The following is a 26,426-nucleotide window of genomic DNA, read 5'->3' as shown; positions in this document are numbered from 1 at the left end:
CTCTCCTTTACACAATCATTCGAACGGCTACAACACCTGTAATTTTGCTTATATTTTCCACAATATTCTCTTTAATTATATCATCAATACCATTATCAATATCAATCATTGTGTACGCCCAAGAATGTTTACTACGATTAATCATATCCGCAATATTAATATGATGTTCTGCTAAACATCCTGTAATTTGCCCTACCATGTTCGGAACGTTTTGATGCATAATCGTAATTCGTTTTTTTCCAATGTACGGAAGTTCTACGTTTGGATAGTTTACTGAATTACGAATATTTCCTGTCTCTAAATATTCACGTAATTGTCGAGCTGCCATTACCGCACAATTTTCTTCAGACTCAGACGTAGATGCACCAAGGTGAGGCGTCGCTGTTACATTTTTCATCTTTATAACATTTTCATTCGGGAAATCTGTTACGTAATGTGTAATAATATCTTCTTCTAACGCTTTTTGAAGAGCTGTTTCATCTACAAGTTCTCCTCTTGAGAAATTGAATAGACGCATTCCTTTTTTCATCGTCTCTATAGCGTGTTCACCAACAATCCCCTTCGTTTGGTTCGTAAGAGGAATGTGTAATGTAATATAATCACAAGTTGCAAAAATTTCATCTAAACTAAATGCTCTTTGCACTTGCGTAGAAAGACGCCATGCTGTTTCAACAGATATATATGGGTCGTATCCGACAACGTCCATTCCTAAAGCTAACGCATCGTTCGCAACTAAAGCACCGATTGCACCAAGACCGATAACACCTAGACGTTTCCCTGCTATCTCTGATCCAACGAATTGCTTCTTCCCAGCTTCAACAAGCTGTGGTACTTCTTCTCCATCCAACTCTTTCGTCCAGCTCACTCCATTTATAATATTACGGGAAGACATAATAAGACTTGCGATAATAAGTTCCTTCACTGCATTCGCATTAGCCCCTGGCGTATTAAATACTACAATCCCTTTTTCCGTACAACGCTCAACAGGAATATTATTTACACCGGCACCAGCTCTTGCAATCGCCTTTAAATCTTCTGAAAATTCTTCTTGATGTAAAGAATAGCTGCGAAGTAAAATACCATCTGGATGACCTACTTTGTCTCCAATTTCATAGCGATTCCCATCAAAAATTTGCAAACCCTTTTCCGCAATTTGATTTAACGTCTGAACACGAAACATATCCCCATCTCCCTATCTATTCTCAAGCTCGAATTCCTTCATATAGTCTACTAATTCTTGTACACCTTGGGTTGGCATCGCATTGTAAATACTAGCGCGCATACCGCCGACTGAACGATGTCCCTTTAGCGTAACGAAACCGCGTTCTTTCGCTTTTTGTAAAAACTGATTGTTAAGCTCTTCTGACGGTGTTGTAAACGGAATATTCATAAGTGATCGATACGTGGGATCAACTGGTGAAGTAAACAATTTAGATTCATCTAAAAAATTGTAAAGAAGTGAAGATTTCATTCTATTTTGTTCTTCAATCGCAGATACCCCGCCTTGTTCTTTCAACCACTCTAGTACAAGTTTCGTCACATAAATACTAAAGGATGGCGGTGTATTATATAGGGAGTTATTTTTACTGTAAGTTTCATAGTTTAGCATCGTAGGACAAGCACTACTTGCACTGCCAATTAAATCTCTTTTTATAATTACAATCGTTAAACCCGCTGGCCCTAAATTCTTTTGCGCACCCGCATATATGAGACCAAACTTCGTAACATCATATTGTTCTGATAAAATATTTGAGGACATATCCGCAACAAGCGGCACTCTTTCTACATGTGGAATATCCACATATTTTGTCCCCTCAATTGTATTATTTGTTGTAATATGTATATAATCTAGTTCTTCATCATTTGGTAAATCATCCATTTTAGGAATCGTAGTAAATTTCTCTTTTTCAGAAGAAGCAATCACTTGCACTTCCCCTACTTTTCCGGCTTCTTGCTGCGCCTTTTTAGACCATGAACCTGTCAGTACGTACCCAGCTTTTTTATACGTACTCATTAAATTTAACGGTATCATAGAAAATTGTAATGACGCACCGCCTTGTAAAAATAAAACTTCATAATCATCAGGAATGTTCATTAATTCACGAAGTAAGCTGCTGGCTTCATCAATAATGCTTTGGAAATAAGAAGATCTATGGCTCATTTCCATAACAGACATGCCTGTCCCGTTATAATTTACAAGCTCCTTTTGCACTTTCTCTAAAACCGGCAAAGGGAGTATAGATGGTCCTGCTGAAAAATTATACACTCTCTCCATCACCCAGATAACCTCCCTATTTCTCATTTTTATTATTTTTTAAACTTTCTGAATTATAACCTATATACAATACACGGTCAATTTGTTTTCCGTTATTACGGCGTAAGACGCAATGGAATCGCTTGCATGTGCAAATATTTTTTTATATAAAGTGAGCAGAAAACATATCAACAAAACAACAGCCTAGATGCATAGTGCTCTCCTTTCAAATTTGATAGGTTCTTCTCTTATCTATTTTACTTTTTATACATTAGAAAAAGAGCGAATCTACATTCGCTCTTTTCCACATATTTATGGCCCAAAGCTTATCATCCAACCTAACATAAATCCAAATATAGAAAACAGCAGCATAAAAATAAATAAACTACATGCCCACAATGCATATTTTCGACTTTTGCTTTTTGTGATCATACCTATGACTGAGCACACCACTCCAATACCAACTATTTGCAGAAAACTTTTACCTATAAATGTTTCTTGAATAAGCAATATAATGTTCAAATACAATAACGCTAGAAAGGCAATAATTAATGAAATAGTCCCCATCCACGTTTCCTGTTTATACATATGATTCTTTCCTTTTTTTAAGAATGCCAATTCCATAACCTCGCTTCACCTACTTTCAATTTTCTAACTTTTTCGTGGCTCATCAATTTTTCAACTTCTACTTTAGGCCCAGTTACAACTGCCCCGTATGTTTTTATCCCATTTTTTTCAAGGAAAGAAATACGCTTTGACAACTCTAATACTTTCGCTCTAGATAGCTTCACTGCTAAATTTTCATGCTTCTGTAATGACTTTAACACATCAATAAATTGTTCCTCATGAGGTAAATCACTTACAAAAGCACCACTTGGACTTGAAATCATTTCTGCTGGAAAGCCAATCGGGGCTACATACATACCCTCTTCATTCGTTTGCTTCTCCTCTAATCCTGTATTAACGGCATACCACACAATATCAATAGTAGGAAACATATTCGTTACCTCTTGTACACTTAATAATTCTCTAAAAGATACAAATGCTTCTACAACAGATTCTTGCGGAAGACCCTTTAATACCTGCGCTTCTTCGCTACTATTATAGGACGCATTATAATTATTAGGATGAGACAACACCTCGTTATCTATATAGGGGACTTCTGGAATTTTTTCATCTGTTGTATATTCACGGCTTACTTTCGTTGCTCTACTTAATACATAATCTGTTTTCTCTTCTCCTATTCGAATATCTTTCTTTCCTACCCTTTTATACAAATCAAAATGCAATTGCAAACTAAGCGGTAGCAATGTTTGCTCCATGTCCCTATCTTTCAAAAATACATTTGGTTCTGTTACACTTAACGTTTGATTTACTACATTCCGTATCTCCATTGCGTTTGTAGGTGCCACTGTATAATATAAGAGTGTAGATATATATAAAATAGGTTGAATAAGTAGTAAAAAAGTAAATACAATCAAAACATTCGTAATACGCGCTCTTTTTTTACCTATTTTCAACACTTGCTCCTGTTTTCCATCAGGAAGTGAAGCCGGTCTTTGATCAAGAGCTTCTTGTAACAATTCTTTATAATCATCTTGTTCAGAATGAGGTTTATCATTTGTCATTTTGACTCTTTTCCTCCTTTAACAATTCTTTTAATCTCTTTCTCCCGCGAAATATGTGACTTTTATACGTGTTTACCTTTAAATCTAATACAGTAGCACCCTCTTCGTACGTTAATTGATGTACGTCACATAATAAAATAGATTGTGCCTCTACCACTGGTAAAGTATGAATAATCTGAATTAATTTTTCATAACTATTTTTTGCGACTACATACTCTTCTGTAGATTCTCCTGCTTGTATTGTCTCTAATTCTTCCGTTCCTACAAAAGTTACTTTTTTCTCTTTCCTAACAAAATCAATAAACGTATGATATGCCACTTTAAATAGCCATGATTTTACCTTTTGGTTTTCATAGTCTTCTAGATAAAGATACGCCCGATAAAAAGTCTCCTGCATCAAGTCCTCCGCTACGTGATGACTACGAGAAAGGGAAAATAAATACCGGTACACATCGTTTATATAAACCTTATATATTTCTTCAATTTCCATCCCCCTCCTCCTTTCATATATAACACGAATAAGCGCGTTAAAAAGTTGCATTACTTTTCCTTTTTATATTTTTTATTTATTAAAAAAGAAATAAAGTGAAACTTTAATCAGTGGGGGTTTTGTTCATCCCCCACTAATTATCAGCCCTCACCAATCGGACTTTTACGGGCAGCCCGGCAAATAGCGGGATAACACTTATACATTTCAATAACTATTTACAATTATAAACAAAATATGAGATGTTATAACTGTAAATTCCTAAAAAAACTCCACATGTAGTATGTACGGAGATTATCTCATGGGTTATTTACAAATTATAGGTGAGGAATATTTGATGCTTACTTTATAAACATACAAAAAAGTGTTAAGTACATAATCGTACTTAACACTCTAGTAATAAAGTATAATAGCTACTTACTCGTAAAGAACCGATCAAAAATTTGATAAATAGCTGAAAGACCAAAGAGCCAATAAATAGTATCCACAAGCGCCGGCATAGAACCAAACCATTTCTCAACTACATTATAATCTAACGCTACAAACAACCAATTCAAACCGCCAAGAATCACCAAAATTACTGTAAGGTATGACAAAAATTTCATTATGATTGCCCCCTAGGTGATAAGATGGTGAAAGGCCTTTCACTAAAATATATGTAATGGATTCTAAAACTTACCTATTTTATAAAATTTATTTTCGATACCATCCATTAATAACTGCCTCTGCTTCTTTACTATGTATTTGATATGAATGATTACTATCATTAGAGCCAATAAACCAAATTGAAAAACCTTTAAAATACGGCTTCGGTTCTAATACATCTCGGTAAGCACGCCACCCGTTAAGTTGTACATCTTTTGAAAACACATTCGTAACATCTGGATTCCACGGATTTTGCAGTCCAAGTTCACGTGCTGGTACATTAAATCCACCAAAATATACTGGCTTTCCTGTTGTTTTATGTAATGTCTCAAGTTGCTGAACGACATTTTGGACACGATTATATACTGTCGTCGCAAATAAACTTTGTTTTACTTCTTCGTATGATGGATTTCTTTTTCCTGAAACTTCAAACCAACTATCAATACTTACGATGTCCACCTTTTTTAAATACGGGCGATTTATTTTCTCTTTAAATTTCGCCTCAAAAGAAGGATCAAAGCTTGCAGTTAACCACCAGTTCATTTGATACAAAACATTTCCTTTATACTGCTGGCGAACAAAATCGATTGTATCATTCCAATATCCTTCTGCATATTCCATATTCACGAAATTAGAAGCGATTTTCAGCCCATAAATATTGTACTTACTTGTAATGGAATTAAAAATATCTTGTAGAATAACCGTTTTCCAATTCCAGAAGAAATCATTAATATTACTTGGATTCCATTCTGTTTCTCCAACATTCCCCTGCTGAATATATGGGAACGGTTCCACTATAACTTGAATATTACGCTTTAATAATTCTTGAATTAAAATAATAGCTTGTTTCTTTTGTGCCTGATTAATTACCATATTAGCCGAATTCACATTCGGAATATCAACTTGGATCGGTACATTCACCGTATTCAAATTCAAGCGCTCTACATCAGCTAACACTTTCGCTACATTTTCTACTTCCCATACTGTTACGTTTCCTGATTTTATTTTTCCAGATTGAACAGTATTTACATCTGCCTGTACATTTCCTTGGAAACAAAAAGAAAACAACATGATACACACTCCTAAAATGCTTACTAAACTCTTACTTTTCTTCACAAGTTTCCCCCTATAATTTTTGACTTTCTTGATTATTTTATACAATGTTTCACATATATTCCAGAAAAAATTACATGAAGTTTTCATTAATAAAAGTGTTATTCATATAATTCTCCTAAAAATAGTAAGATAAATAAAAAAGAGCGGATTTCCGCTCTTTTTTATCCTTTTACGATTGAAATTATTGAATTCCTTCTGGTAATTTAATTGAATCAAACTTTTCATATGAATCAATCTTTATACTCACAACTGCATCCAATTTTTCCTTATCTGTACTAGCTTTTTTATCTGAGTTACTTTCACTCACTTTTATAGTTGTTCGCATCTCTTCAAATTTATAATCTCTTGTTATTATATATTCAATGTTAAACGCATCCATATTAAATCCTTCCGTTAATTTCTTCATATCTCCATTAATTTTTTGTAACGTATCTACCGCTTCTTTTCCCTTTAATTCAAGTGTAAGTTTATATGTGTCCCCATCCTTCTTCGCTTTCATTTTCTTAGCCAAAGCTTCCGGTAAATCTAACTCATTAAGTAAATTTTTACTGACCATTACATCATTTACATTAAATTGATCATTAGGTATCGTAACTAACTCTCCTGTATCAGGGTTTTTCACTTGAGCAGCGACCTTTCCATCTACTTCATACGTTACAATATCTGTACCACTTATTTTCATTTCAGCTCTAGAATTCTTCAGTTTCGGCTCCATCTGTATTTTCATTTTAATCTCTTCTGATTGGCTGCTCCCCTTCATTGACATAAGAGATGTCAATGTAAGATATTCCTCTTGTTTTAATCCGTCAGCTGCTTTTTTAAAAATATCTTTCGCTACTAACTCTTTTTCTTTTTTTACAGATACTGTTTTAGGTCCACTTATTTTTTCACTGCTACAACCAGTTGTTAAACCTACTATTAGCGCCAAACTAGATATTACAACCATTTTCTTCATAATGATCCTCCCCATTTCCCGCTTAAAAATATTTTCATCTCATGTATAGTAAATCAACTGAAATAAATATATATACAATAATTATTTAACCTCTAAACTAAACCAGTTATTCACTCCGTATACTAACGTACCTAATGCTCCTATTACACCAAAAACAACAATATTTATACCAATTGACGAACCGAATAAAACAGCCATCATTGACACCATCAGTAATAGCATGGCGATACTATTTATCTTAATTTCTACTATTTCGCCATCCTTTACTTTCTTTTCTTTACTTCCAAAAAAGAATTGTTTTACTTTAATATTCGCTTCACCTAATTCAAAAGGAAGCGTATATTCTTCGTTATTCTCAAGTTTCATTACTACTTCGTTATCTACCTTTACAGCAACTCTTGTTGCTCCGCCCATCATACCCGTTGCCCTTATTACTTTAATGCTCATATTAAATCCCCCTATTAGATTTCACTGCAACTATTAAGAAATTCCCCTTGTTGCACACTACTTCATCCTCAGTTCAATAAACATAATATTCCAAAAGATATTATAACAAGTCCCCGTCCAATATTTTGTCAAAATTTGTCGCGTTTCTACAAAAAGGATATTTTATCCATTATCATAGTAAAAAGACTCTTACAATAGTAAGAGTCTCTTTTATAAAGTAAAACCTTCATTAGCGGAAGGATTATTACTTCATAAAGCTGGGCCATCTGCAAATAGGAACATACTATCACTTCGGCTGTAAAGTTAATACTTTCCCTTCAATTCCATCTGTATTTAAAGTAGTCGTATGATACTCACCATTCACCCAATCATCTATTTGATCATGATACCAATCGCTTCTAAAATGTCCTGACTGTCCCGGCCCCACTATATGATAACCGTTTGACATATCTTTCGTATCAATGACAAATCTCCATGAAGCACCGTGATTTACAATACCGTTATCTCCGTAATTCGCTGCTTGAACCGTAACTTGACTTCCTCCAATTGGAACTGGTTTCTCACGATTAAATGCGAGTAGTGCTAATATACTAGATGATCTCGAAATTGGATGTGTAAAAGCAAGTTGATGGTAATCGCCCCACTTCCACTCTGTTACATTCGATCCATACTCCTTCTGTAATTTCTTCATTACATTCTCGTACGATGTATGCACAACTTCTGTGAAGCCTCCGTACTTCGTAAACCAAGCACTATTTTCACCGTTTACTTCTTTACGAATTAGTTCATCGACAACTTGTTGTTTCCCTTCAAATAACTCCATTACATCTTTCGGTACTTCTTTTGAAAATAACGTATTCGAAATCTCTTTCATTAACAAATGGAATATTAATGGTGCCGCTTCATCTTTACTATCGTAAAAGTTCCACTTTGTTAATTGTTTGACGCCTTCTTTCTCCACTTCATTTAAATCTGTTTTATTTAACTCTTTTAAAAATATAGGAGCAAATTCTTTCCCGTATAAATTCTTTTGATCCATCTGTAACTTTTGTAAATCTTTCACCGTATATTTTTCCTTCTCTTGTAAAAACTCTTGAATGCGCATTTGCCTATATGGCTGTGCCCACGTATTACTAATATGGTACGGATAATTATCATCAACAATTTTATTATTCGCAGTTGAAATGAACCCTTGTTTTGGATTTATTACTTTTGGAAGCTGATCAAATGGGATATACCCTTCCCATTCATATTCATCTGTCCATCCTGGAACTGGCAAACTACCATCGCCTTTTTTACGCACTGGTATATTTCCATTCGCTTTATAAGCAATTGTGCCGTCATTTGATGCAAACACAAAGTTTTGAGTTGGTGTATGAAAATCTTGAAGTGCAGTTTCAAACTCATTCCAGTCTTTCGCTTTATTCATATTTAATACAGCCTTTAATTCAGCGGAAGGCTCCAAAGCAGTCCATTTCAAAGCGAATACTGTTTTCGTTTTCTCTTTCCCCTTATCCGCAAACTCTGAAATTACTGGACCATGCCTCGTAACCGTAACGTTATACGGAATTGTTTTCCCGCCTTTTACTTTAATAGATTCATCAACAACCGTAGCCTTTTCCCATTTATCGTTATACAAAAATTCATTTTCATTATTAGGATTTCTCTTTTCAATATATAAATCTTGTACATCAGGACCAGTATTCGTAACACCCCATGCTATTTTGTCATTGTGACCTAATATAACACCTGGTACTCCAGCAAAAATAACGCCACTCACATGTAAATCTTTCATGTCAAGCCTCGTTTGATACCATATAGAAGGTGTCGCAAGCGATAAATGAGGATCATCCGCTAAAATCGGTTTACCAGACACACTCTTCCCACCGCTTATCACCCAGTTATTACTACCGTTAAACTCCGGCGGAATTACTGTCTTTGAAAAACTTTGTGCTACATTCACATTTGTATTTTTCAGTTCAGCTAGCAATCTAGGTGCATCTTTCGGATATGTAGGAAATAGCTCATTTGCTTGCTCTTCCGGAAGATTTTTCAACGCCCAATATCGAAATGCCTGTCCATGCCAATGTCCTCCTAAATCAAACGCCATATACTTTCCGATCGTTAAAGAATCAACCATTGACCATTCAGCAGGTTCATAACCTAATAGAGTAAACTCCACTGGCAATTTCTTTTCGGCCTTCGCCTCACGTATAAAAGCATTCACCCCATCAGCAAATGACTGCAGGGCATATTTCGCTTCCCCATCATATTGACTAACAGATGCTTCTGCCGCTCGCCGTAAACCGAGCGTTCGAAACAACTTATCTCTATCAACAGCTGCTTCCCCTACAACTTCACTTAACATACCAGAAGCTTGCCTTCTACTTAAATCCATTTGAAACAAACGATCTTGCGCTTGTACATACCCTTGCGAAAAATATAAATCATGTGCATTTCCCGCTTTAATATGCGGTACTCCTTTACTATCCCGCTTCACCGTAACAGCGTGTTGTAAATCCTCTAGCTTTATCGTTCCATCTATCTTTGGCATAGAACTAAGCGTATATATGTTCAAAAAAATCATAACGCAAATAAACAAAAAAAGAACGATACTACTAGACCAAATAAAAATTCTTTTTCCCCTATTTCGTTTCTTTTTTATGACGACTTCCATACAATCCCTCCTCTCTCAATCTATTCGCTTCTATTGTAAAAGAACCTTTTAGAAAAATTGAAAACCCCCTTCATTTTCCTACCAATGAAGGGGGTTTTTCTTATCGTCCGCTACGCCAGCTTTCATTATGACCAAGATTTGAATCGGTCGCTAATTGCACATCATATAACATTTCACTAAAGAAGCGCTTATCTACTCGTTTTGGTACAATGCGTCTCTCATCATCAATTTCGTCATATTCATATGAACCGCGGTTCACTGTACCCGCTTTATAAAATTGAATTTCAAATACACATACATCTTCTTCACCTTCATATCCAATCGGCGCTCCGCTAAATGAAAGTTCCGCTCCTACTCCAGTTCGAGTGTCTTCTTTATAAAATGTATAATAAACGCCGCCATCTTGAACCGATCCACGAGTCCATCCAAGTTTCGTCATCTTACCGAATAACGAGCGACCATTTAGTAAAATACCGCCAAATCTCTCAACAGCAATCTCATCATTTTCCTCTACTACAAATACTGGACGTTCAATTTGTAGGAACGGCTGGACAATTTTCGAATTGGTCAGTTGCTCTTTCCATAACTCCTTTTTCGCCCCGGATAATTCTAACGGATGAATGAAACCAATAACAGTTCCAGATGAAAGCTCATGATTCTCTCCTATCATTGAATAAAACGTATCATCCTCCGCATAACGGAACGTTTTAAGCAACTTTCCTTCCGTATATTCACCCCAAATAAGTGAAGTTGCAAATTGCTTCATAATTAGATTCTCCAGAAATACCGACTTCCACGAATCGTATGACCAATAGCGCTTTCGTGATAGAGCAGCTTCCAAACGTTGTTTCTGCATGGAAAGAGCGCTTCGAAGCTCTTTCTTTAAAGTGGATAACTCTTTCTTAGCTTCTTCAGCTTTTTCTACATCATCTTTTGCATTCGGCTTTGGAAGTGACTTCATACGGTTTCCTTCTTCTGTCTCTAATTCCATTTTCGACTCTGAAGTTAAAATAGCAGTAAAACATCTATTTCCAAAGTCAATCTTCTTTTCACCACGTATATTGAAGCCAAGGTTTGGTACCAGTTGATCTTCCAGCTCTTCTTCCGTTATACCACGTGTTTTCGCAGCAAGACTTAGTGCTTCTTTTGCCGCATTACGCACTAACTTATGCTTATATTTAAATGCCATTGCATGAATAGACGTAAGTGCAAGCTTAGAGGATGACAAACCCAGAGCGCGAACAGCATCTGCAGCAATCTTTCCTCTCATATCAAACACCCATTCATCGATTTGCTTTTTCAGTATGCCGACCATTTCGTCATCACTATACATTCCATATAACGAAAGGATTCCACGTTTCTTCACATCTGCATCTTGAGAAATCCATATTTGATATATTGTTTGCACATACTCTTTCAAGTCTTGTTCATTTAAAGTACTACCAATTACTTCAGCTGCCTCTTTCTTCTCAATAACAGAATCTGAAATATACTGCTGTATATAAGCTAACAGAATTGTTGCGTCTGCTATTTCATTTGAATCGCGAAGACAGATCTTTGGTTCAAATCCAATCCACTGCACAAGTGCATCTCTTTTTTGTTCCGTTACTATACGACTACAAAGCTCTTCGATATTTCTTGAATCTCCTCCTACTTTTCCCACTTCAAGTAATGGAGCAAACTTCTCGATAAAAGAGGCATTCTTCTTTTCTTGTAAAGCTTCCTGTACAAGTTGCATATATTTTTCAATCTTATAATCTATAAGTATTTCCATCACATGTTCACGGACAATTTTCTTTTTATTATTAAGTTCAACTGCTACGTATTCTACCGCTTCTACATCTTTTGAAAGCAGTTTAACTACAGACTCACGGATTTTTTTAGAAGAAGCGCCTAAGCTTTTGATTAAAATTGGACGCATTTTAACCATGTTATCCCTTGCTAACTCTTCTAAAATATATGCTTTGGCCACAGTAGAATACTCATCAAATCGTTCAATTATGTACGCTTGTTCTTTTACAATGACATGAACAAGCGCTTCCTTCGCCTTATTTCTCTCTTCACTGTAGCATGCAGCTTGTTCAACTGCATAAGCGATAAGCTTTTCCTTACTTAACCCATACGAAAGAAGATCTTCCAATACTTGTTTCGGTTCTATCCCTCTGACAGAACATTCGTAAAGAAGTTCATATAAATTAACACTATAATCATCTCCGAATTGTAGTGTAAGTACGGCTTCTCTCTTCGCCACATCATCTATATCCCAAAGGATTGCGACCTCTAAAACTGGCATACCCCAATACATACTTCTATATTTCGGATTTTTAAGTATTTGCTTCATATCCTCAAATGACAATTTCCCTAGCAAATAATCACGATATGTATCCCGCACTGTAGACAATTTAATTTGCAAAGCAGCCACAAAAAATTCTTCTCGCATTTTCCCTCTATTTAGCTCATGCCCTTTTTCAGCTAACATTTGTGCGATGATGAGATAATTAATTTTACTTAAATAATGCAAAGTACGTTGAACAAATTCAGGATTTTCTTTCACCATGAAGCATAGCAATTCATATTCATACGTCTTACAAAAATCTTCACTATTCAAATCATGTTGCCTCAGACGGTGCGCAAAAAATCTCTCCTCAGAAACCCAAAACTGTTTACAAAACATTTGAATCTCTTCATATGTTTTCTTATTTACACTACCTGTTCTTTTGTAGTTTTGAGGCTGGCCGAGAGTGTGACACATATAACGTGTAGCATAATTAATAAAACTCCACACATTTTTCTTCGCTAATATCTCAATATATCGTCTCGCAACATTTGAATACTTATGAACACAAAATAATAGTTGCCAAATATATTCTGGTAAAGCCCCACCTACAAATACTTCACTACCATCTTCACCTTTAATATACCGTTTAACCGCTTCAACCTTTTCCTTTTCTCCTAGTAGTTTCAATATAAATTCTGCATGCTCTTCTAATCTCTCATTCAATAAAGAACTATATGTACGAAACTTTTCATAATCTACATCAAACATTACGAGAAGTAATGTTAATTGCTGCTGAGTTGGTAAAGTGTATAATTGTTCATCTATATAGTTCGGATTCTCACTTATTAATTCTCTAAGAAAAACATCTGCTTCATTCACATAACTTGAAATATTGGATAAATATTTACATGCACTTGCTACAAGTTTCTCCAAAGGAAGTTCACTTTTTTCTAAATAAACCTTCATTTTAGGAAAACTTATATGTGCAAAACGTACTACAAGAACATTTAATAATTGCCCCTCGAGTATATGATAAAATAACCGAAAGAAAGCCGGATCTTGTTTATGTACTTTCCTAAAATCGCTTATAAACTGCTCCGCAAAATCGGCTCTCTTTTGATCTCTAATTGTCGTTAGTTGAATATCCTTTAAAATTGCTTCTTCTCTCGAATCTAAATATCGCAGTGATAATTGTTTCTGCTCTTCTGTCATATTAATATATTGAAACAACTTTGATGTACTGTTTGTCAAACTCTGTTCCTCCCGCATCTTTTTATCTATTTATAAAAGAAAAAATACCCATATATAATTCCTCTATCATTCAAAAATAGTATAGCATACAACCCGCTGAATACGAACGTATATTCTATATTAAATTTATATAAATTAAAAAACACTACTCAAAATACTTCTCCTTCGCTCCAAATTTCCCATCACACTCTTTTCTTCACTAGAATTCTCCAACTTTTTATTACACCAATTCCTCAAAATCCCCTGCACATAAGCAAGTGTTCCCTTATTATTTTCAAACGCGATTTTAAGCGCCTCTAGTACTGTCTCTCCTGAAACTTTTTGTATCCACTCCTTCAATTTCTTCACGATATATGGAGATAGACTACTTATATTTTGTTCGTAAAACTTATAAACTTTACTATGCGAAGTAGCCTCTTCTACCGTTTCTACCTCTTTCATATCTTCTTTCTCTTCAATAACTGCTTGTGAACCCTCTTCTTTCGGCATACCAAAATACTGTAGTAATAATGGAATCTTACATTCTTCTTCAAGACATTTACGTAAAAACTTATGTAGGAACTCTTTACTTTTCACAGTCTTTAACTCACGTAACACACACTTCTCTACATTCGTATTTAAAATAGGGTTATAATGTAGCCAATTTATTATGAATAACTCTTTCGTTTCCGCATCATATAAAATCTTCCCGTATTCCACAAACCGGTTCAATAACTTCTCAACAGTCTCCATACTGTAACCAGTTTCAAGCTCTGCCAAACGCTTTGGCAATATGTAAATACCACATTGCTTCGTTTTCGTACCAGTTAACAAATATATATAAAAATAACGCTCTTCTGGCGTTAAATCTAATATGAATTCATCTTGCCAAAAGTTCACCTGCACATTACGGTACACCGCCATCAGTTTCCCTCCACTCTTTGCTAGCAAATAGGAAAATTCCAATCCTTCAATATAAATATAGGAATGTACGGATGGTTTGGGCAGTTGAATTCAAAATTTTTCACTACTACAACAACGGTTTTGTTTTTTCGCGCGTTTTTGTTCTTGTAGTTGTTTTTGTTTTGTTTTTTCTTAGTGATTTATTACTTGGTAGGTGCTTATAAGGGGCTTTGAAGGGGGTTATATAGTGTTTGCATGCCCCTCTTATCTGATGTCTAATTACAAATGTCTCCAACAATCTTCATACATTGCAGACAACCATTATGACTCACCTGCTCATATTTACCGGAAAACAAAAAGCACTTGTTGCCTTCGTAGACAATTCAGTGCTTTAAGGTTGAAAGTTTATAAATAAAATTGTCTATAAGCGACATAGTTGATTGAAATACAATTCTGTTACATTTATTTTAATAACGATAATATGATACATACCGAATTATCTACAACTGAACGTTCTGGACGAGATTTCATTAACACTGTTAATCCAATTAATGAAGTGACTAGCGTTTGTGCTAATGCTTTAGCATTCACATCACTTTGCAGTTCTCCAGACTGAATACCTTTGGCGATTAATTCTTGAAATATAACTGAAAGATACATTTGATGTTCTCTAGTCAACACTTCAAATTTTTCATTATGAGGGGCAATCTCAACCATTGTGTTAATACAAAAACAGCCTTTATTTGATTCTCTTTTATATTCCTCTTCCACCATATTTTCAAAAAACATACGAATTGATTCTTTGACAGATTGTTCTTTTTGAAGTTTTGTTCGAACGCTAGCTGCGTGTAAATTCGTGTATTTCCGTAATGCAGCTTCAAACAGCCCTTCTTTATCACCAAATGCCGCATATAAACTCGGTCTTTGTATTTCCATTTTAGCAGTTAGATCACTTAATGAAGTAGCAGCGTATCCTTTCTCCCAAAAAAGTTGCATAGCAGCATCCAAAGCTTTTTCTTCATCAAATTCGCGTAGTCGAGCCATTTAACCCCTCCTCTTTCTTCAACTGTTTTCTAAATTACAAATCATCATTTTATGTACTAATCAGTATGTTATATATCATATTAAATTATAAATAATATGTCAAAAGAAACTGAAATCACTTTACAATTCACTTGACATAGTAACTTCTTCCTGTTTATATTTTACTTACGAAATAACATACCGTTCGGTACGTTATTTTTCAAAAAAACAAAAGGAGATGATATTATGAATACTAAAGAAAAAACAACAACTGCTCTTACTCAGAATAATGATCAGTTCCAATTACCTATCAATACAATCATGCCCGGCTATATAACTCTATTATTTTCAATAGCTTGTGGGATGGCTGTGGCGAATATATACTTCGCTCATCCTCTACTTGATTCTTTATCAAATGAGTTTAAGATCAACCATTCAACTATTGGTGTCGTTATTACGATTACTCAAGTTTGTTATGCACTCGGATTACTTTTATTAGTTCCACTTGGTGATTTATTAAACCAAAAAAGACTTATTATTGTTCAAATGCTTTTATCCGTTTTCGCTTTAATTGTGGTCGGAGTCGCTCCTTCAAGTACCGTACTTTTTATAAGTATGGCCTTAGTCGGAATTCTTGCGACTGTTACGCAGACACTCGTCGCATACGCATCCATCTTAGCTAACCCAAAAGATCGTGGGCGAATAGTAGGTTTCGTCACGAGTGGTGTCGTAATAGGAATTCTACTTGCACGTACATTTGCCGGAACATTAACAGATCTAGCCGGATGGCGTTCCGTTTATCTTACCTCTGCTGTACTTATGCTCTTCGTAATTGGTTTGTTATATCGTAATTTACCTAATCTTGAACATAAAAAAACAGCTATGACCTATCGTAAATTATTACATTCTGTTCTCTTATTATTTGTAGAAGAAAGGATCTTACGTATTCGCGGAATATTAGCATTGCTTATTTTTACTGCCTTCAGTATTTTATGGACTTCATTAGTTTTACCTCTAAGTGCTGCACCATATAATCTATCACATACAGCTATCGGAGCATTTGGTCTTGCTGGAGTTGCTGGTGCATTAGCTGCCACTAAGGCCGGACAACTCGCTGATCGCGGATTCGGAGAAAGAACTACTGGCATAGCCTTATCCTTATTATTACTTTCATGGCTCCTAATTAAATTAATGAACCCTTCTCTATTCCTACTAGTTATCGGCGTTATCCTTTTAGATTTAGCTGTGCAAGCTGTACATGTCACGAACCAAAGTATACTTTTCACAGTGCGTCCTGAAGCGAGAAGTCGGCTCACTGCTAGTTATATGATTTTCTATTCTATCGGCAGTGCTACAGGTGCAATTCTTTCCACAAACATTTATGCAAGCTACGGATGGAACGGAGTTTGTATATTAGGTGCATCTGTTAGTGCTTGTGCTCTTTTATTCTGGGCAATGACCTTACGACGATCATCACAACTAAAAGAAGACTAATTCATAAGTATATTTTTTAATATGTGTTTTTCTACAAGACTATAGAATACCCTTTACTTTTTAAAATAAATCAACGGCATTTTCATATAAAAAATGCCGTTGATTCCAAACTTTTATGTATGTGATTCGCCATTTCATGATAATAGATCATATACTAGCGAAATACGTCTATTACAAATGACCTTTAACTTGTCCGACAATCTCATTTATCGTATTTCGATCAAACTTATCACTAATTTCGTATGGCTTACGATCTCCTACTAATTGTACCCCTACGATGTCTTTGCGGTCCTTACCATATTGCACTTCAATAATAGATCCGCGCTCTATTTGTTTCCAAATGTAACCTGCTTCATCTTTATTATCTAAAATAATACAGTCCTCAATATTTTCATCAATCCCAATTAACTTGTTATCATCCATATACCCAACCTCGTATTGTAGACGTTCTTTCGCTTTTCCGCTTACTAATATCCCTTTGCTACCATATGAGTAATCCGTATAATCCTTTTTCTCCGCTTGTACCGCTTTCGGCTCTTTTGCTTCAGTTTTTTCAGCAGTTCCACAACCCGTAATAAGACCGATTGGTATAACCACCGTTAATACTACTCTAGTAAATTTCTTTATCACTTATAACCAACCTCACATGCTTAAGTTTAAATTTCATTTATTACCTTATTAAACAATAACATGATACTAAGTAGACAGAACCAAAGATAACCTATTATTTACATACTCACACTTTAATTAAGGACTATGCCATTTAAACCTAGTCCCTACATAACTTTAACTTTGCTTCACATACTTAATTGTATTGAATGACGTCTCATTAAATAATCGCAAGTTTTTCCCATCATAATCTTGAACTTTATATGTTATTTTCTTTTTTTGAATTGTATCTTCTACACTGTCTACTAAACGTTTATTGAGATGTAAATAGATTGTAAAAGCTTCCTTATCATACTCCCAAGTTCCTTCAATATAATTCTTTTTATTTGGATACTCACCTTTACCATATGTTTCAAATGTCTTATCACCTTTTAGAATGAGTGACATATTGAAACCGTCTGTTCCTTGGAATCCCCAGTTACCGATTAACTCCGTACCATCTTTCACATTCTTCATAACGTTATCCGTGTTAATTCCAGCTTTCTTATCTAACTCTTTCAAATCTTTCATAGATACTGTACCGTCACCGACTTTAATATCCCCTTCAAGATCTTTGAATGCTTTAAGCCAGTAAATATCTCCTTCTTTCACTAGCTTTTCGGATTTCTCGATTAACTCTTTATCAGTCTTATCACCTTTTTCTCTTTTTTCTTTTCGAGTGAATACTTCATTTATTAAAGAAAAAGACTCTCTAAAATAACTAATTGCTTTTTCAAAATCCTTTTGTTGATTTACATACTCTTTCGGCGGATCTATCGACTCAAATTTATCTAACATTTCATTCAATTCTTTCACACTATCTACTAGGTCTGATTTCTTTTTCTTACCGTCAAAAACCTCTCTTGTTATTTTATTATGCTCGGCAAACAACTTATCAAACTCTATCCCTAATTTATATACTTTATTAGGATAGTCTTCCTTCGAAACTTTTTCCTTCTGAATCTTAGACTTCGATTCTTTTACTTTAGACTCTTCTGTTTTCTCCTGTTTAGATGTGTTCGTTTTCTCAGAAACTCCACAACCAAATAACAACATGACTGGAACTGCTACCCCTAGTAGTTTCTTTGCGTTCATGAATGAATTCTCCTTTTGCTTGAATAGATTATTCGTACTATACTCATCCTCTATTTTTATCTTGTAATTAAAGTTATAATCGCAATAACTCCTAGAATCGGTCCCCAATATTCCATTTTTATAAAAAATAGTGAGTGCCTTTTGTTAAACATAACTTTTTCACCAGTTTCAGCATCTATATAAATTTTCCCACTTGGTTTATTAATATATTTCCCTAAATACCAAGACATAAGCCCTGATATAATAAACATTACTGCCATTGGCCAACTATGTTCTTGAAAATATGTAGCGTCTCCCGTTATAGATTCAAAGAAAACCTTACCCAAAAGAGTATTAATAATTACAATAATTGCGACTAAAAAACCCCAACCTGACCAAATAATCATTTGTTTCTCCTCCTAATGCATACAACTTTGTACCTTATGTTAATTTGAACTGCACACGAAAACATCTAATTTCCTGAATATACAGACTCTAAAAATTACACTTAAGCTATATTCATCAATTAGAGTCTAACTTTAATGTTCTAAATGCAAATGAACCAGACATAATTTGTAATATTGTCGGAATAAGTAAAAAGAATAATGACATAAATAACATAACTATAGGAATCACAATCATACAAACTCCATAAACTTTATTATTAACCTTGTTTACTAAACATGATAAAATGAATAGCCCTATTTGAACCGTTAAAATAATAGAATAATAAGCCAAAAGTTTGTAATCAAAACCTTCCATAACATTAATGGCTACAATTATTAAAATAATAGAAATTATAATTCCCAAAATACCACCAATTAAACCTAATACGAATTCAGGTGTTCTTTTCAATACAATCCCCCCTTCTATTAACCATTAACAATATGTATATTTTTCCTATTCACCATCATACCAAATATTTATTGGAAAAACTATACATATTCATTTTTTATTCTTCCTTACCTTACTATGATTTTCTCACAACTATAGATAGCTTGTAGCAGTTACAAAATCAAAGCCTTCAAAATTACTAACGGCATTGTCATCCTGAAAATTATAAATTAATACGATAGAATTATAGGATTTCTTTAATTTAACTTCTTCCTTAATTCGAGAAAGTATTTTATCATCATATGAGCATCCCGTTAACAACACAGAAATATCATCACTCGCTTCTTCTAACACTTCCTTTTCAATAAAATCCTCATCTACATCAATCATATCAATATTAAAATCAACAAAAAACCTTGCTGGTATAGAGTCTCCTTCTTCATCATATGTAACCTCCATATATACATCTAACTGATCTTGCGTTTCCATATTCCCTAACCATATTGAAACTATTCCATGTACTTCCATTAATAGCGTCCTCCACTATGAAAATATATTATACTTTCTCATTCAACTTACACTTTAAATATTCAGCAATTTTCATCTCTCCTCTTTCAACAGCAAACGTATAAGCGTCCATATCTTTCATATTATTACCAGAATATTTTATCGTTATATCTATACCATTCATAACTAGCAATTTAACGATTTCAAAATGACTGCTATATATTGCAGCAAACAGAGGATTTCGATCCGGCTCACTAGTGTCTATTTCAACTTGGTGTTTAATGAGATACTCTGCAATATGTAGATATCCTTTCGTAGCAGCTCTTTCAAGTGCATTTGTAGAAAAAGTCCCACACTTTGCATGAATATTAATTCCTGAATTGATTAAGTACTCTATTATTTCTAACTGTCCATGCGCTGTCGCTACATGTAACCACGTACCAAATGGCGTCACATATTCCAACATCTTAGGCTCTTTCTCAAGTAAACCTCTTAACGTGTCCAATTGACCACTCTTTATGGAATCTCTCATTCTTTTCGCAATTTGAATCTTATCCATTCTACTTCCCCTTTAATTCTTATCTTGTAGAAATAGCTTTGTAACTTATCGACCAATTTAAAACTCATGATTTTTATAAAAAAACATTTCTTCTTTCCATTCAGTTAAATGGGATTATTCAGAAATTCACTATCATACTTCTTGATTAAGACTTTATCATTTTCATCAATTGGTAATTCTCCTAAGTATTTATATTTCCAAATAATCATCTGATCACTAAAACTATATTCTGTATCGAACCAATTTGTATAATCGAAATGCATGTTAAATTTCCCACTATGTTCAAGCGACATCGTAAAGGCGTACCAAAGTTCTTGCTGATTATCTTTGAAAACATTTCTTAATTCTTTACTCAATATATATAAAGAATCTTCTTTTCTTTCAAATTTGTACTTATTGTGTTTACCTAAATTAAGTCTTCGATGTTACTATTATTTATTAACAAGGGGACCTCACGAATAAATAACACCACTTACAAGAAAATTCTTTTATTTTAATCCTCTATTAATCATGTAACTTATTTAAAAACTCCGTAAAATTATAAGCCACAAAAAATACATTTCCCCTCGCTACTTCCTCTGCTTCCTCAGCCGTAATCCCTTCGCTTGCCATCAATGTTTCCTTTTCCCATGCCCCCTCGTGTTCCCAAAAGACAACAATTGGATTTGCTTTATGATTTTTATAATCAAAGCAAATTAAATTTCCTGCTGGGTCAAATGCAAAAGGAAATAATTCTTTAGGCAATGTATCAATAAAGTCACTATATACATCAACTATATATTCATCACTATTTTCATTAAAAGATAATAAAGTACCGAAAACTCTTTCGTGATTATTCACATTAAATAATTCTGGCTCTACATTGGCACCATTATTTACAGCTACACATTTTATATAATCAATTGGAAATTTAAAACCTATTTTATTACTAATCTCTCTCACAAGATCTTCATTTACAGCTTCATCAGCAAATTGCCATTCTACTTTTCTCACCAAGTTCCATCACTCCACTGTTATTTACTCTTAAGTAATTTTACAAACTGTTCTATATGTTACTAATAATATATTGTAATTTTTTACATTAATGGACTTCCTTCTCATTTAGAGCATCAGGTAATTAGTTCTATCTCCTCTTTTGTCGGTGCAACTTTTTTTCTAATTATATTCCCTTGTTTATCCCATTCGGTATACTTTAAGCAAATGCCAAACTTAAATTCTCCTTCATATTTGAGTACTTCGCATTCATACCAAATTTTCCGTATTCCTCTTGTCTGTCCTTTTATCATGTAATCCGCAGCTTTCACTTTTCCGCTCTGATGAAACTTAACATAATTACCTTCTTTAAAACCATCCTTATAGTAACAATAATACGCTAGGTTTCCATTTTCATATAACTCATAAGCTAAACCAGTAAAAGGTTTCCCATTCTTATCTTCTGGCTTATCTAACACTTCATCACTGGATGAGGTAAACCATAGTTCCTCATCAAAATTTATTCCATGCTCTAATACATATTTTTTACTGAGTACATCCATCTTATTTTCCAACTTTATTCACCTCGAAGCAACAATCAAAGCTTTCCGTTATAGTCAAAATCACTCCTTAACAGGGTGCCATAGAATGTTTTATATTCGTCACATATATCGTTTTCTTATACAACTACATGTCCATAAAAATACTTTTTACCAATCTTCCATTCTTTCTTTGTTAGAACATCAATATATGACATCAGCTCTCTATTTTTTTCATTTGTTATTATCGTATCGTATTGAATAGGACATTTGATTCCACTCCAAATTGATAAAACGGAAGGTATAATAACAACATTATAAGTAGTTCTATCTCTTAAAGAACTCATAACTTCCGAAACTAACTCCTTTGCCAAATCTCCAGGAAAAGATAGTCTATTACGATAATAGTATTCTTGCGTATCGTTATTTTCGATAAAACTAGAATAAGCTTCATTAAATTCTTCTAACGATACTTCATAATACTCGTCCTCAATTCCAAGCATCCATGAAAGTTCATTTCTAATAGCTTTTTCAACAAAGGTATCTTCCCACTCTTCTAGTAATGCTAGAAGATATGGTACTACATGATATGAAAGAGTTTCACTAGCACTTACTACAAAATTATGAACTCCATCCTCTGAAGCACTTGAAAGGAATTTCAAATTATTCGTTTCTAATAAATCATCGTGAGTAGCTACTGAACAAAATAGTCTAGTGCATAAATGTAAAACAAGCTCATTTCGAGTACTATTCATAAGTTCAATTAGTAACCCCTTTACGGAGAAATCACCTAACTTTAACAATTCGTTAATTAAAATAAAGTATTCTTTCTCTGTTGCACTATCTCTTAGGTTAGACTTAAGATTTTCAATTGTATGATTAGAAATTTCTCCATACCAAATATCTTTTTTCAAATGCTCTAAGTCCATAATTTTCTCTCCTTTTATTGCTTCTTACATTTATACGAACCATGTTATATGGATAATATTATTAATCATGTAACTTATTTAAAAACTCCGTAAAATTATTAGCAATATAGAATACATTTTCTCTTGCTCTTTCCTCTGCTTCTTCTTCCGTAATCCCTTCACTTTCCATCAATGTTTCCTTTTCCCATGCCCCCTCATATTCCCAAAAGACAACAATTGGATCTTCTTTATGATTTTTATAATCAAAGCAAATTAAATTTCCTGCTGGGTCAAATGCGAATGGAAGTAATCCTAACGGTAATGTGTCATTGTAATCATGAAATACCTCCATAATATTTTCATCATCATCCATATCATAAGTTAGTAATGTCCCAAAAACCTTTCTCTTCCCCTCAACTTCAAATACTTCTGGGCTAACATGTGCTCCATTATTCTTCATTACACATTCTATATAATCTAAAGGGAAATGAATGCCCAACTCCTTTTCCACATTCTTTACATTTTCTCGCAATATAGGCTTATCTGGTAATCTCCATTCTACTTTACTCATCTCGCACCATCCCTCTGAATTTCCTCAATTAATTACTACACATCTAAAACAGTTATAAACAACCTTAATAATTTTCTATCAAGGTTTCTACACAATTTATAATCTCCTCAAAGTTTTTTTCTCATTATATGTGTCTCCAAATCTGCTAACCTTACAGGTATAGGTAATCGGCTTTCTTTATTAATAAACCTCATAACAATTTCCGTACATGTTTCTAAGTCAATCCAGTTACCACATGAAATAAAAATTGGCTTTACACTTTGGGTTGTTCTTAAAGCTCGACCATATATTTCATTATTAATGATAATATCTGTATACGATCCCTTTTGATCTTCAGGCATCGTAAAATCTACATTATTTATTTTTAAATAACTTTTTGCTACCCCAATTGTTGGTCTATTTAAATAGAAAGAAGCATGTGTTGCAATACCCATATGACGATAATGTAAATAACCATTTCCATCAAACATATAAATATCTGGCTGTTCACTTAATTTTTTTGCTGCTGCTTTAATTAAGGGCAACTCGCGAAAAGCAAGAAATCCTGAAATATAAGGGATTGTTATTTCCCCATAACTGTACACCTTTTCAATAACCTCATGTGTATGAAAGTCAATGACTACAATACAACATGTACCATAAGTTTCCCCACTTACTTCCCAATACGCTAAATCTACTCCTGCAACAAATCGTATTTCTTCTAACTGAAATGTATTTTTAAGTTTTACTTTTGGTAAGAGTACATTTTGCTCCTCTTTAAATTCTTCTATTAAAACGTTTAATTTGGCATTATCCATTGAAATCACATTGTGAATTTTTCACAATAAAATATACACTTCTTTTTAATTGATCTAATTTTATTATATTTGTTTGTTGGCTCCATAAACATACTGCCATATTTAGACACCTCTTCATATTTCCTATATATCTTTCCACGACTATCTCTCTTTTAAATTACAATTCATTATTTTCTTGCAATTCAACGTTTCATCTTATCTGTTTAAATCGCTACTGAATTTTCCCGCATATAATACATCAAATTCAGTTGGTTCTGCTTTTTGTTCTATAGTATTTCCTTGTTCATCATACTTTTTAAAAGTCATCTCACGTCCAGCAATAAATTCAGACTCACGCTTCTTCATTCCATTTTTAAAGAATTCAACATGGTAGCCTTCAGCCGCGCTTCTATTCATGTTGCCGATTCTTCTTATATTTCCATCCAGATAAAACTCCACATACCTTCCTTGTTTAACACCATTTTCTACATAGAAATAACATTCTATATTTCCATTCTCATAAACATCGTAAGCTAAGCCAGTAAACAATTTTTCTTTACCATCATCAGCACACTCTACTATTCCTAATCCAAAAGGTCCCCCATATTCTAAGCACTCTTCAAACTCTAGGCCATTCTGTATTATATATTCCTTCGTTAATATATCATTTAACATTTTTAATCCTCCTTGACCATTTCAGCTTAATCAGTAAGATGTGTTCTATGAGGAATCTTTGAAAACATCATTCTATTTAGTATTTTCCTTCACTTCGAAATTACATTTAAAATCTTATTTATATCTGTCATACAGTCTTTCACTAAATCATAAAAACCAACATGTACATTATCTTCATATACCCAAAAAAGGTCTGTACCATATGGTGCTTCAAATATTTCTAACATTTGAGGTGCAATTGAAACATTGATTCTGCATTAATTATGCAAAAGTTTTTTGGATTGTTTACATATTCATCATCATCCACTTCTGAAAAGATGTTCCAACCATTTAATTGAGAAATAGAACTTTCTTCTCGAAAACTATATCGAATAGGTACCCCATTAAAAACATTTCTAGATACAATAAACCCTCCATATGCATCATTTCTATTTGTCATGTTCATACTCCTTTACAATATCAATATGTCTATGAATAAAGAGCGACAGGCAATACGAATTGTATGTGAACGTAATATCATTCTCCCTCGTGCTAAACCCAGCCTTCATTCGTATACATTGACCGGATACTCCTAATAAGTAAAGTCCATTTCCATCATCGTGGAGCTTATACATAAATTTTTGAATATGTAATACGAAAAAAGATGTAGATTATTCTACATCTTTTCTTATTTATAAGACTCTTAGTTTAATATCTCTTATACCAAATGCATTGCATACTTCACATAGAAAAGGTGATAAGGAAAGAGAAGTGTACTTCAAGTCACATCGTTATCCATAAGTCTACTCCTAAATACTTTTAATTAGTTTTATTCCCTCAATAAAGAATAATACTAAGTGCATAGCGTTTATTAAAAACCATAACATGAAATTTGAGTTCTTTACAGTCTTCAACTGATTTGACTTTGTATCAGACAATTCTATCTTTAAAGACGTTAATATAATAGTGTTAGACATAAAACCTAGCAATATAAATCCAAATAAAGGTAAGTTTGTTATAGCACCTATTACCATAATTCCTATGTATACTATAGTTAACTTCTTAATATACTGTTTATCTTCTTTTAACTTCTCTATATCCTTACTCTTAAACCAGTCTCTTGCTATTCTTACAAAGACAATACTTTGAAATACCAGTACAATTATACTTACAAAGATAAGAAACAAAGTCTCAACATTATTTTCAATTAAGTTCCCTATACCGTTCATTTCATCTGTCCCCCTTTT

The 26,426-nt window shown here is 33.8% G+C and carries 27 protein-coding genes and 2 pseudogenes; 1 reads left to right on the top strand and 28 read right to left on the bottom strand.

Annotated elements, in window-relative coordinates; all coding sequences use genetic code 11:
* Positions 1 to 7: 7 nt before the first annotated feature.
* The 13 genes from JTF23_RS18725 to JTF23_RS18665 all read right to left on the bottom strand — a co-directional run bounded on the left by JTF23_RS18725 (position 8) and on the right by JTF23_RS18665 (position 15,664).
* Positions 8 to 1,180: a 3-phosphoglycerate dehydrogenase family protein gene (locus JTF23_RS18725; protein ID WP_016105381.1), complete on the bottom strand. Its 1,173-nt coding sequence runs from the start codon at positions 1,178 to 1,180 to the stop codon at positions 8 to 10.
* A 12-nt stretch (positions 1,181 to 1,192) separates the two neighbouring features.
* A complete protein-coding gene (serC, locus tag JTF23_RS18720; RefSeq protein ID WP_002110718.1) occupies positions 1,193 to 2,275 on the bottom strand; it encodes a 3-phosphoserine/phosphohydroxythreonine transaminase in 1,083 nt (360 codons plus the stop codon).
* 291 nt (positions 2,276 to 2,566) lie between these two features.
* The gene (locus tag JTF23_RS18715) at positions 2,567 to 2,878 is read right to left on the bottom strand and encodes a hypothetical protein (protein ID WP_002110719.1); all 312 of its coding nucleotides are present in this window, start codon (positions 2,876 to 2,878) and stop codon (positions 2,567 to 2,569) included.
* Positions 2,860 to 3,882, bottom strand: coding sequence for an anti-sigma factor (locus tag JTF23_RS18710; protein WP_002110720.1), 1,023 nt, complete (start codon positions 3,880 to 3,882; stop codon positions 2,860 to 2,862). The genes JTF23_RS18715 and JTF23_RS18710 overlap by 19 nt, the downstream gene beginning before the upstream one ends.
* Positions 3,872 to 4,372, bottom strand: coding sequence for a sigma-70 family RNA polymerase sigma factor (locus JTF23_RS18705; protein ID WP_033714735.1), 501 nt, complete (start codon positions 4,370 to 4,372; stop codon positions 3,872 to 3,874). The genes JTF23_RS18710 and JTF23_RS18705 overlap by 11 nt, the downstream gene beginning before the upstream one ends.
* 410 nt (positions 4,373 to 4,782) lie before the next feature.
* Complete coding sequence (locus tag JTF23_RS18700; RefSeq protein ID WP_002084566.1) at positions 4,783 to 4,974, bottom strand: DUF378 domain-containing protein; 192 nt, start codon at positions 4,972 to 4,974, stop codon at positions 4,783 to 4,785.
* 88 nt (positions 4,975 to 5,062) lie between these two features.
* Positions 5,063 to 6,130, bottom strand: coding sequence for a glycoside hydrolase family 113 (locus JTF23_RS18695; protein ID WP_078174929.1), 1,068 nt, complete (start codon positions 6,128 to 6,130; stop codon positions 5,063 to 5,065).
* 181 nt (positions 6,131 to 6,311) lie between these two features.
* Positions 6,312 to 7,085, bottom strand: a complete 774-nt coding sequence (locus tag JTF23_RS18690) for a DUF6612 family protein (protein ID WP_002199938.1) — start codon at positions 7,083 to 7,085, stop codon at positions 6,312 to 6,314.
* An 81-nt stretch (positions 7,086 to 7,166) separates the two neighbouring features.
* Positions 7,167 to 7,532: a hypothetical protein gene (locus JTF23_RS18685; RefSeq protein WP_078174930.1), complete on the bottom strand. Its 366-nt coding sequence runs from the start codon at positions 7,530 to 7,532 to the stop codon at positions 7,167 to 7,169.
* Positions 7,533 to 7,818: 286 nt separating this feature from the next.
* Positions 7,819 to 10,209 carry a penicillin acylase family protein gene (locus JTF23_RS18680; protein WP_204209365.1) on the bottom strand — a complete coding sequence of 797 codons (2,391 nt, stop codon included), beginning with the start codon at positions 10,207 to 10,209 and terminating at the stop codon, positions 7,819 to 7,821.
* Between the two features lie 100 nt (positions 10,210 to 10,309).
* Positions 10,310 to 13,738 carry a DUF4132 domain-containing protein gene (locus JTF23_RS18675; protein ID WP_078174932.1) on the bottom strand — a complete coding sequence of 1,143 codons (3,429 nt, stop codon included), beginning with the start codon at positions 13,736 to 13,738 and terminating at the stop codon, positions 10,310 to 10,312.
* A 135-nt stretch (positions 13,739 to 13,873) separates the two neighbouring features.
* A complete protein-coding gene (locus JTF23_RS18670; RefSeq protein ID WP_176108041.1) occupies positions 13,874 to 14,725 on the bottom strand; it encodes a DnaD domain-containing protein in 852 nt (283 codons plus the stop codon).
* Positions 14,726 to 15,082: 357 nt separating this feature from the next.
* Positions 15,083 to 15,664, bottom strand: a complete 582-nt coding sequence (locus JTF23_RS18665) for a TetR/AcrR family transcriptional regulator (RefSeq protein ID WP_078174934.1) — start codon at positions 15,662 to 15,664, stop codon at positions 15,083 to 15,085.
* Between the two features lie 225 nt (positions 15,665 to 15,889).
* On the opposite strand from JTF23_RS18665, the gene JTF23_RS18660 reads away from it, so the two are divergent.
* Positions 15,890 to 17,137: an MFS transporter gene (locus JTF23_RS18660; RefSeq protein ID WP_204209364.1), complete on the top strand. Its 1,248-nt coding sequence runs from the start codon at positions 15,890 to 15,892 to the stop codon at positions 17,135 to 17,137.
* Between the two features lie 171 nt (positions 17,138 to 17,308).
* Here JTF23_RS18660 and JTF23_RS18655 read toward each other — a convergent pair whose 3' ends face one another.
* From JTF23_RS18655 to JTF23_RS18585, 15 genes and pseudogenes are all read right to left on the bottom strand, one after another.
* Positions 17,309 to 17,767 (bottom strand): hypothetical protein, encoded by a 459-nt coding sequence (locus JTF23_RS18655; protein ID WP_078174936.1) that lies wholly within the window; start codon positions 17,765 to 17,767, stop codon positions 17,309 to 17,311.
* A 156-nt stretch (positions 17,768 to 17,923) separates the two neighbouring features.
* The gene (locus JTF23_RS18650) at positions 17,924 to 18,880 is read right to left on the bottom strand and encodes a DUF3994 domain-containing protein (protein ID WP_078174937.1); all 957 of its coding nucleotides are present in this window, start codon (positions 18,878 to 18,880) and stop codon (positions 17,924 to 17,926) included.
* 56 nt (positions 18,881 to 18,936) lie between these two features.
* Entirely contained in the window at positions 18,937 to 19,266 is a 330-nt protein-coding gene (locus JTF23_RS18645; RefSeq protein ID WP_002110737.1) for a hypothetical protein, read from the bottom strand.
* A gap of 115 nt (positions 19,267 to 19,381) precedes the next feature.
* Positions 19,382 to 19,714: a DUF4064 domain-containing protein gene (locus JTF23_RS18640; RefSeq protein WP_002110738.1), complete on the bottom strand. Its 333-nt coding sequence runs from the start codon at positions 19,712 to 19,714 to the stop codon at positions 19,382 to 19,384.
* A 132-nt stretch (positions 19,715 to 19,846) separates the two neighbouring features.
* Positions 19,847 to 20,221 (bottom strand): immunity 22 family protein, encoded by a 375-nt coding sequence (locus tag JTF23_RS18635; protein ID WP_078174938.1) that lies wholly within the window; start codon positions 20,219 to 20,221, stop codon positions 19,847 to 19,849.
* A gap of 28 nt (positions 20,222 to 20,249) precedes the next feature.
* On the bottom strand, positions 20,250 to 20,759 hold the full coding sequence (locus JTF23_RS18630; protein ID WP_078174939.1) for an ankyrin repeat domain-containing protein: 510 nt from the start codon (positions 20,757 to 20,759) through the stop codon (positions 20,250 to 20,252).
* A 104-nt stretch (positions 20,760 to 20,863) separates the two neighbouring features.
* A pseudogene (locus JTF23_RS18625) lies at positions 20,864 to 21,148 on the bottom strand (immunity protein YezG family protein); the annotation flags it as partial.
* Between the two features lie 115 nt (positions 21,149 to 21,263).
* Positions 21,264 to 21,752: an SMI1/KNR4 family protein gene (locus JTF23_RS18620; protein ID WP_078174944.1), complete on the bottom strand. Its 489-nt coding sequence runs from the start codon at positions 21,750 to 21,752 to the stop codon at positions 21,264 to 21,266.
* 116 nt (positions 21,753 to 21,868) lie between these two features.
* Positions 21,869 to 22,294, bottom strand: coding sequence for a toxin-antitoxin system YwqK family antitoxin (locus tag JTF23_RS18615; protein WP_078174945.1), 426 nt, complete (start codon positions 22,292 to 22,294; stop codon positions 21,869 to 21,871).
* A gap of 116 nt (positions 22,295 to 22,410) precedes the next feature.
* Positions 22,411 to 23,199: an Imm47 family immunity protein gene (gene imm47, locus JTF23_RS18610; RefSeq protein ID WP_078174940.1), complete on the bottom strand. Its 789-nt coding sequence runs from the start codon at positions 23,197 to 23,199 to the stop codon at positions 22,411 to 22,413.
* 61 nt (positions 23,200 to 23,260) lie between these two features.
* A complete protein-coding gene (locus JTF23_RS18605; protein WP_002110767.1) occupies positions 23,261 to 23,749 on the bottom strand; it encodes an SMI1/KNR4 family protein in 489 nt (162 codons plus the stop codon).
* 107 nt (positions 23,750 to 23,856) lie between these two features.
* Entirely contained in the window at positions 23,857 to 24,546 is a 690-nt protein-coding gene (locus tag JTF23_RS18600) for an endonuclease V (RefSeq protein ID WP_002110768.1), read from the bottom strand.
* A gap of 195 nt (positions 24,547 to 24,741) precedes the next feature.
* Positions 24,742 to 25,200 (bottom strand): toxin-antitoxin system YwqK family antitoxin, encoded by a 459-nt coding sequence (locus tag JTF23_RS18595; protein ID WP_016105405.1) that lies wholly within the window; start codon positions 25,198 to 25,200, stop codon positions 24,742 to 24,744.
* An 89-nt stretch (positions 25,201 to 25,289) separates the two neighbouring features.
* Positions 25,290 to 25,639, bottom strand: a pseudogene (locus JTF23_RS18590) (DUF2185 domain-containing protein).
* A gap of 349 nt (positions 25,640 to 25,988) precedes the next feature.
* Positions 25,989 to 26,408: a hypothetical protein gene (locus JTF23_RS18585; protein WP_016105407.1), complete on the bottom strand. Its 420-nt coding sequence runs from the start codon at positions 26,406 to 26,408 to the stop codon at positions 25,989 to 25,991.
* Positions 26,409 to 26,426: the final 18 nt, after the last annotated feature.

The organism is Bacillus sp. RIT 809 (assembly GCF_016892495.1).
Lineage (GTDB): Bacteria > Bacillota > Bacilli > Bacillales > Bacillaceae_G > Bacillus_A > Bacillus_A cereus_U.
This window is presented reverse-complemented; position numbering and strand designations above follow the sequence as displayed.

Bases quoted from the DNA above. Each gene is read 5' to 3' on its own strand.
- JTF23_RS18725 (WP_016105381.1), bottom strand. From the start codon at position 1,180: ATGTTTCGTGTTCAGACGTTAAATCAAATTGCGGAAAAGGGTTTGCAA.
- serC (WP_002110718.1), bottom strand. From the start codon at position 2,275: ATGGAGAGAGTGTATAATTTTTCAGCAGGACCATCTATACTCCCTTTG.
- JTF23_RS18715 (WP_002110719.1), bottom strand. From the start codon at position 2,878: ATGGAATTGGCATTCTTAAAAAAAGGAAAGAATCATATGTATAAACAG.
- JTF23_RS18710 (WP_002110720.1), bottom strand. From the start codon at position 3,882: ATGACAAATGATAAACCTCATTCTGAACAAGATGATTATAAAGAATTG.
- JTF23_RS18705 (WP_033714735.1), bottom strand. From the start codon at position 4,372: ATGGAAATTGAAGAAATATATAAGGTTTATATAAACGATGTGTACCGG.
- JTF23_RS18700 (WP_002084566.1), bottom strand. From the start codon at position 4,974: ATGAAATTTTTGTCATACCTTACAGTAATTTTGGTGATTCTTGGCGGT.
- JTF23_RS18690 (WP_002199938.1), bottom strand. From the start codon at position 7,085: ATGAAGAAAATGGTTGTAATATCTAGTTTGGCGCTAATAGTAGGTTTA.
- JTF23_RS18685 (WP_078174930.1), bottom strand. From the start codon at position 7,532: ATGAGCATTAAAGTAATAAGGGCAACGGGTATGATGGGCGGAGCAACA.
- JTF23_RS18680 (WP_204209365.1), bottom strand. From the start codon at position 10,209: ATGGAAGTCGTCATAAAAAAGAAACGAAATAGGGGAAAAAGAATTTTT.
- JTF23_RS18665 (WP_078174934.1), bottom strand. From the start codon at position 15,664: ATGGCTCGACTACGCGAATTTGATGAAGAAAAAGCTTTGGATGCTGCT.
- JTF23_RS18660 (WP_204209364.1), top strand. From the start codon at position 15,890: ATGAATACTAAAGAAAAAACAACAACTGCTCTTACTCAGAATAATGAT.
- JTF23_RS18650 (WP_078174937.1), bottom strand. From the start codon at position 18,880: ATGAACGCAAAGAAACTACTAGGGGTAGCAGTTCCAGTCATGTTGTTA.
- JTF23_RS18645 (WP_002110737.1), bottom strand. From the start codon at position 19,266: ATGATTATTTGGTCAGGTTGGGGTTTTTTAGTCGCAATTATTGTAATT.
- JTF23_RS18635 (WP_078174938.1), bottom strand. From the start codon at position 20,221: ATGGAAGTACATGGAATAGTTTCAATATGGTTAGGGAATATGGAAACG.
- JTF23_RS18630 (WP_078174939.1), bottom strand. From the start codon at position 20,759: ATGGATAAGATTCAAATTGCGAAAAGAATGAGAGATTCCATAAAGAGT.
- JTF23_RS18615 (WP_078174945.1), bottom strand. From the start codon at position 22,294: ATGGATGTACTCAGTAAAAAATATGTATTAGAGCATGGAATAAATTTT.
- imm47 (WP_078174940.1), bottom strand. From the start codon at position 23,199: ATGGACTTAGAGCATTTGAAAAAAGATATTTGGTATGGAGAAATTTCT.
- JTF23_RS18605 (WP_002110767.1), bottom strand. From the start codon at position 23,749: ATGAGTAAAGTAGAATGGAGATTACCAGATAAGCCTATATTGCGAGAA.
- JTF23_RS18600 (WP_002110768.1), bottom strand. From the start codon at position 24,546: ATGGATAATGCCAAATTAAACGTTTTAATAGAAGAATTTAAAGAGGAG.
- JTF23_RS18595 (WP_016105405.1), bottom strand. From the start codon at position 25,200: ATGTTAAATGATATATTAACGAAGGAATATATAATACAGAATGGCCTA.
- JTF23_RS18585 (WP_016105407.1), bottom strand. From the start codon at position 26,408: ATGAACGGTATAGGGAACTTAATTGAAAATAATGTTGAGACTTTGTTT.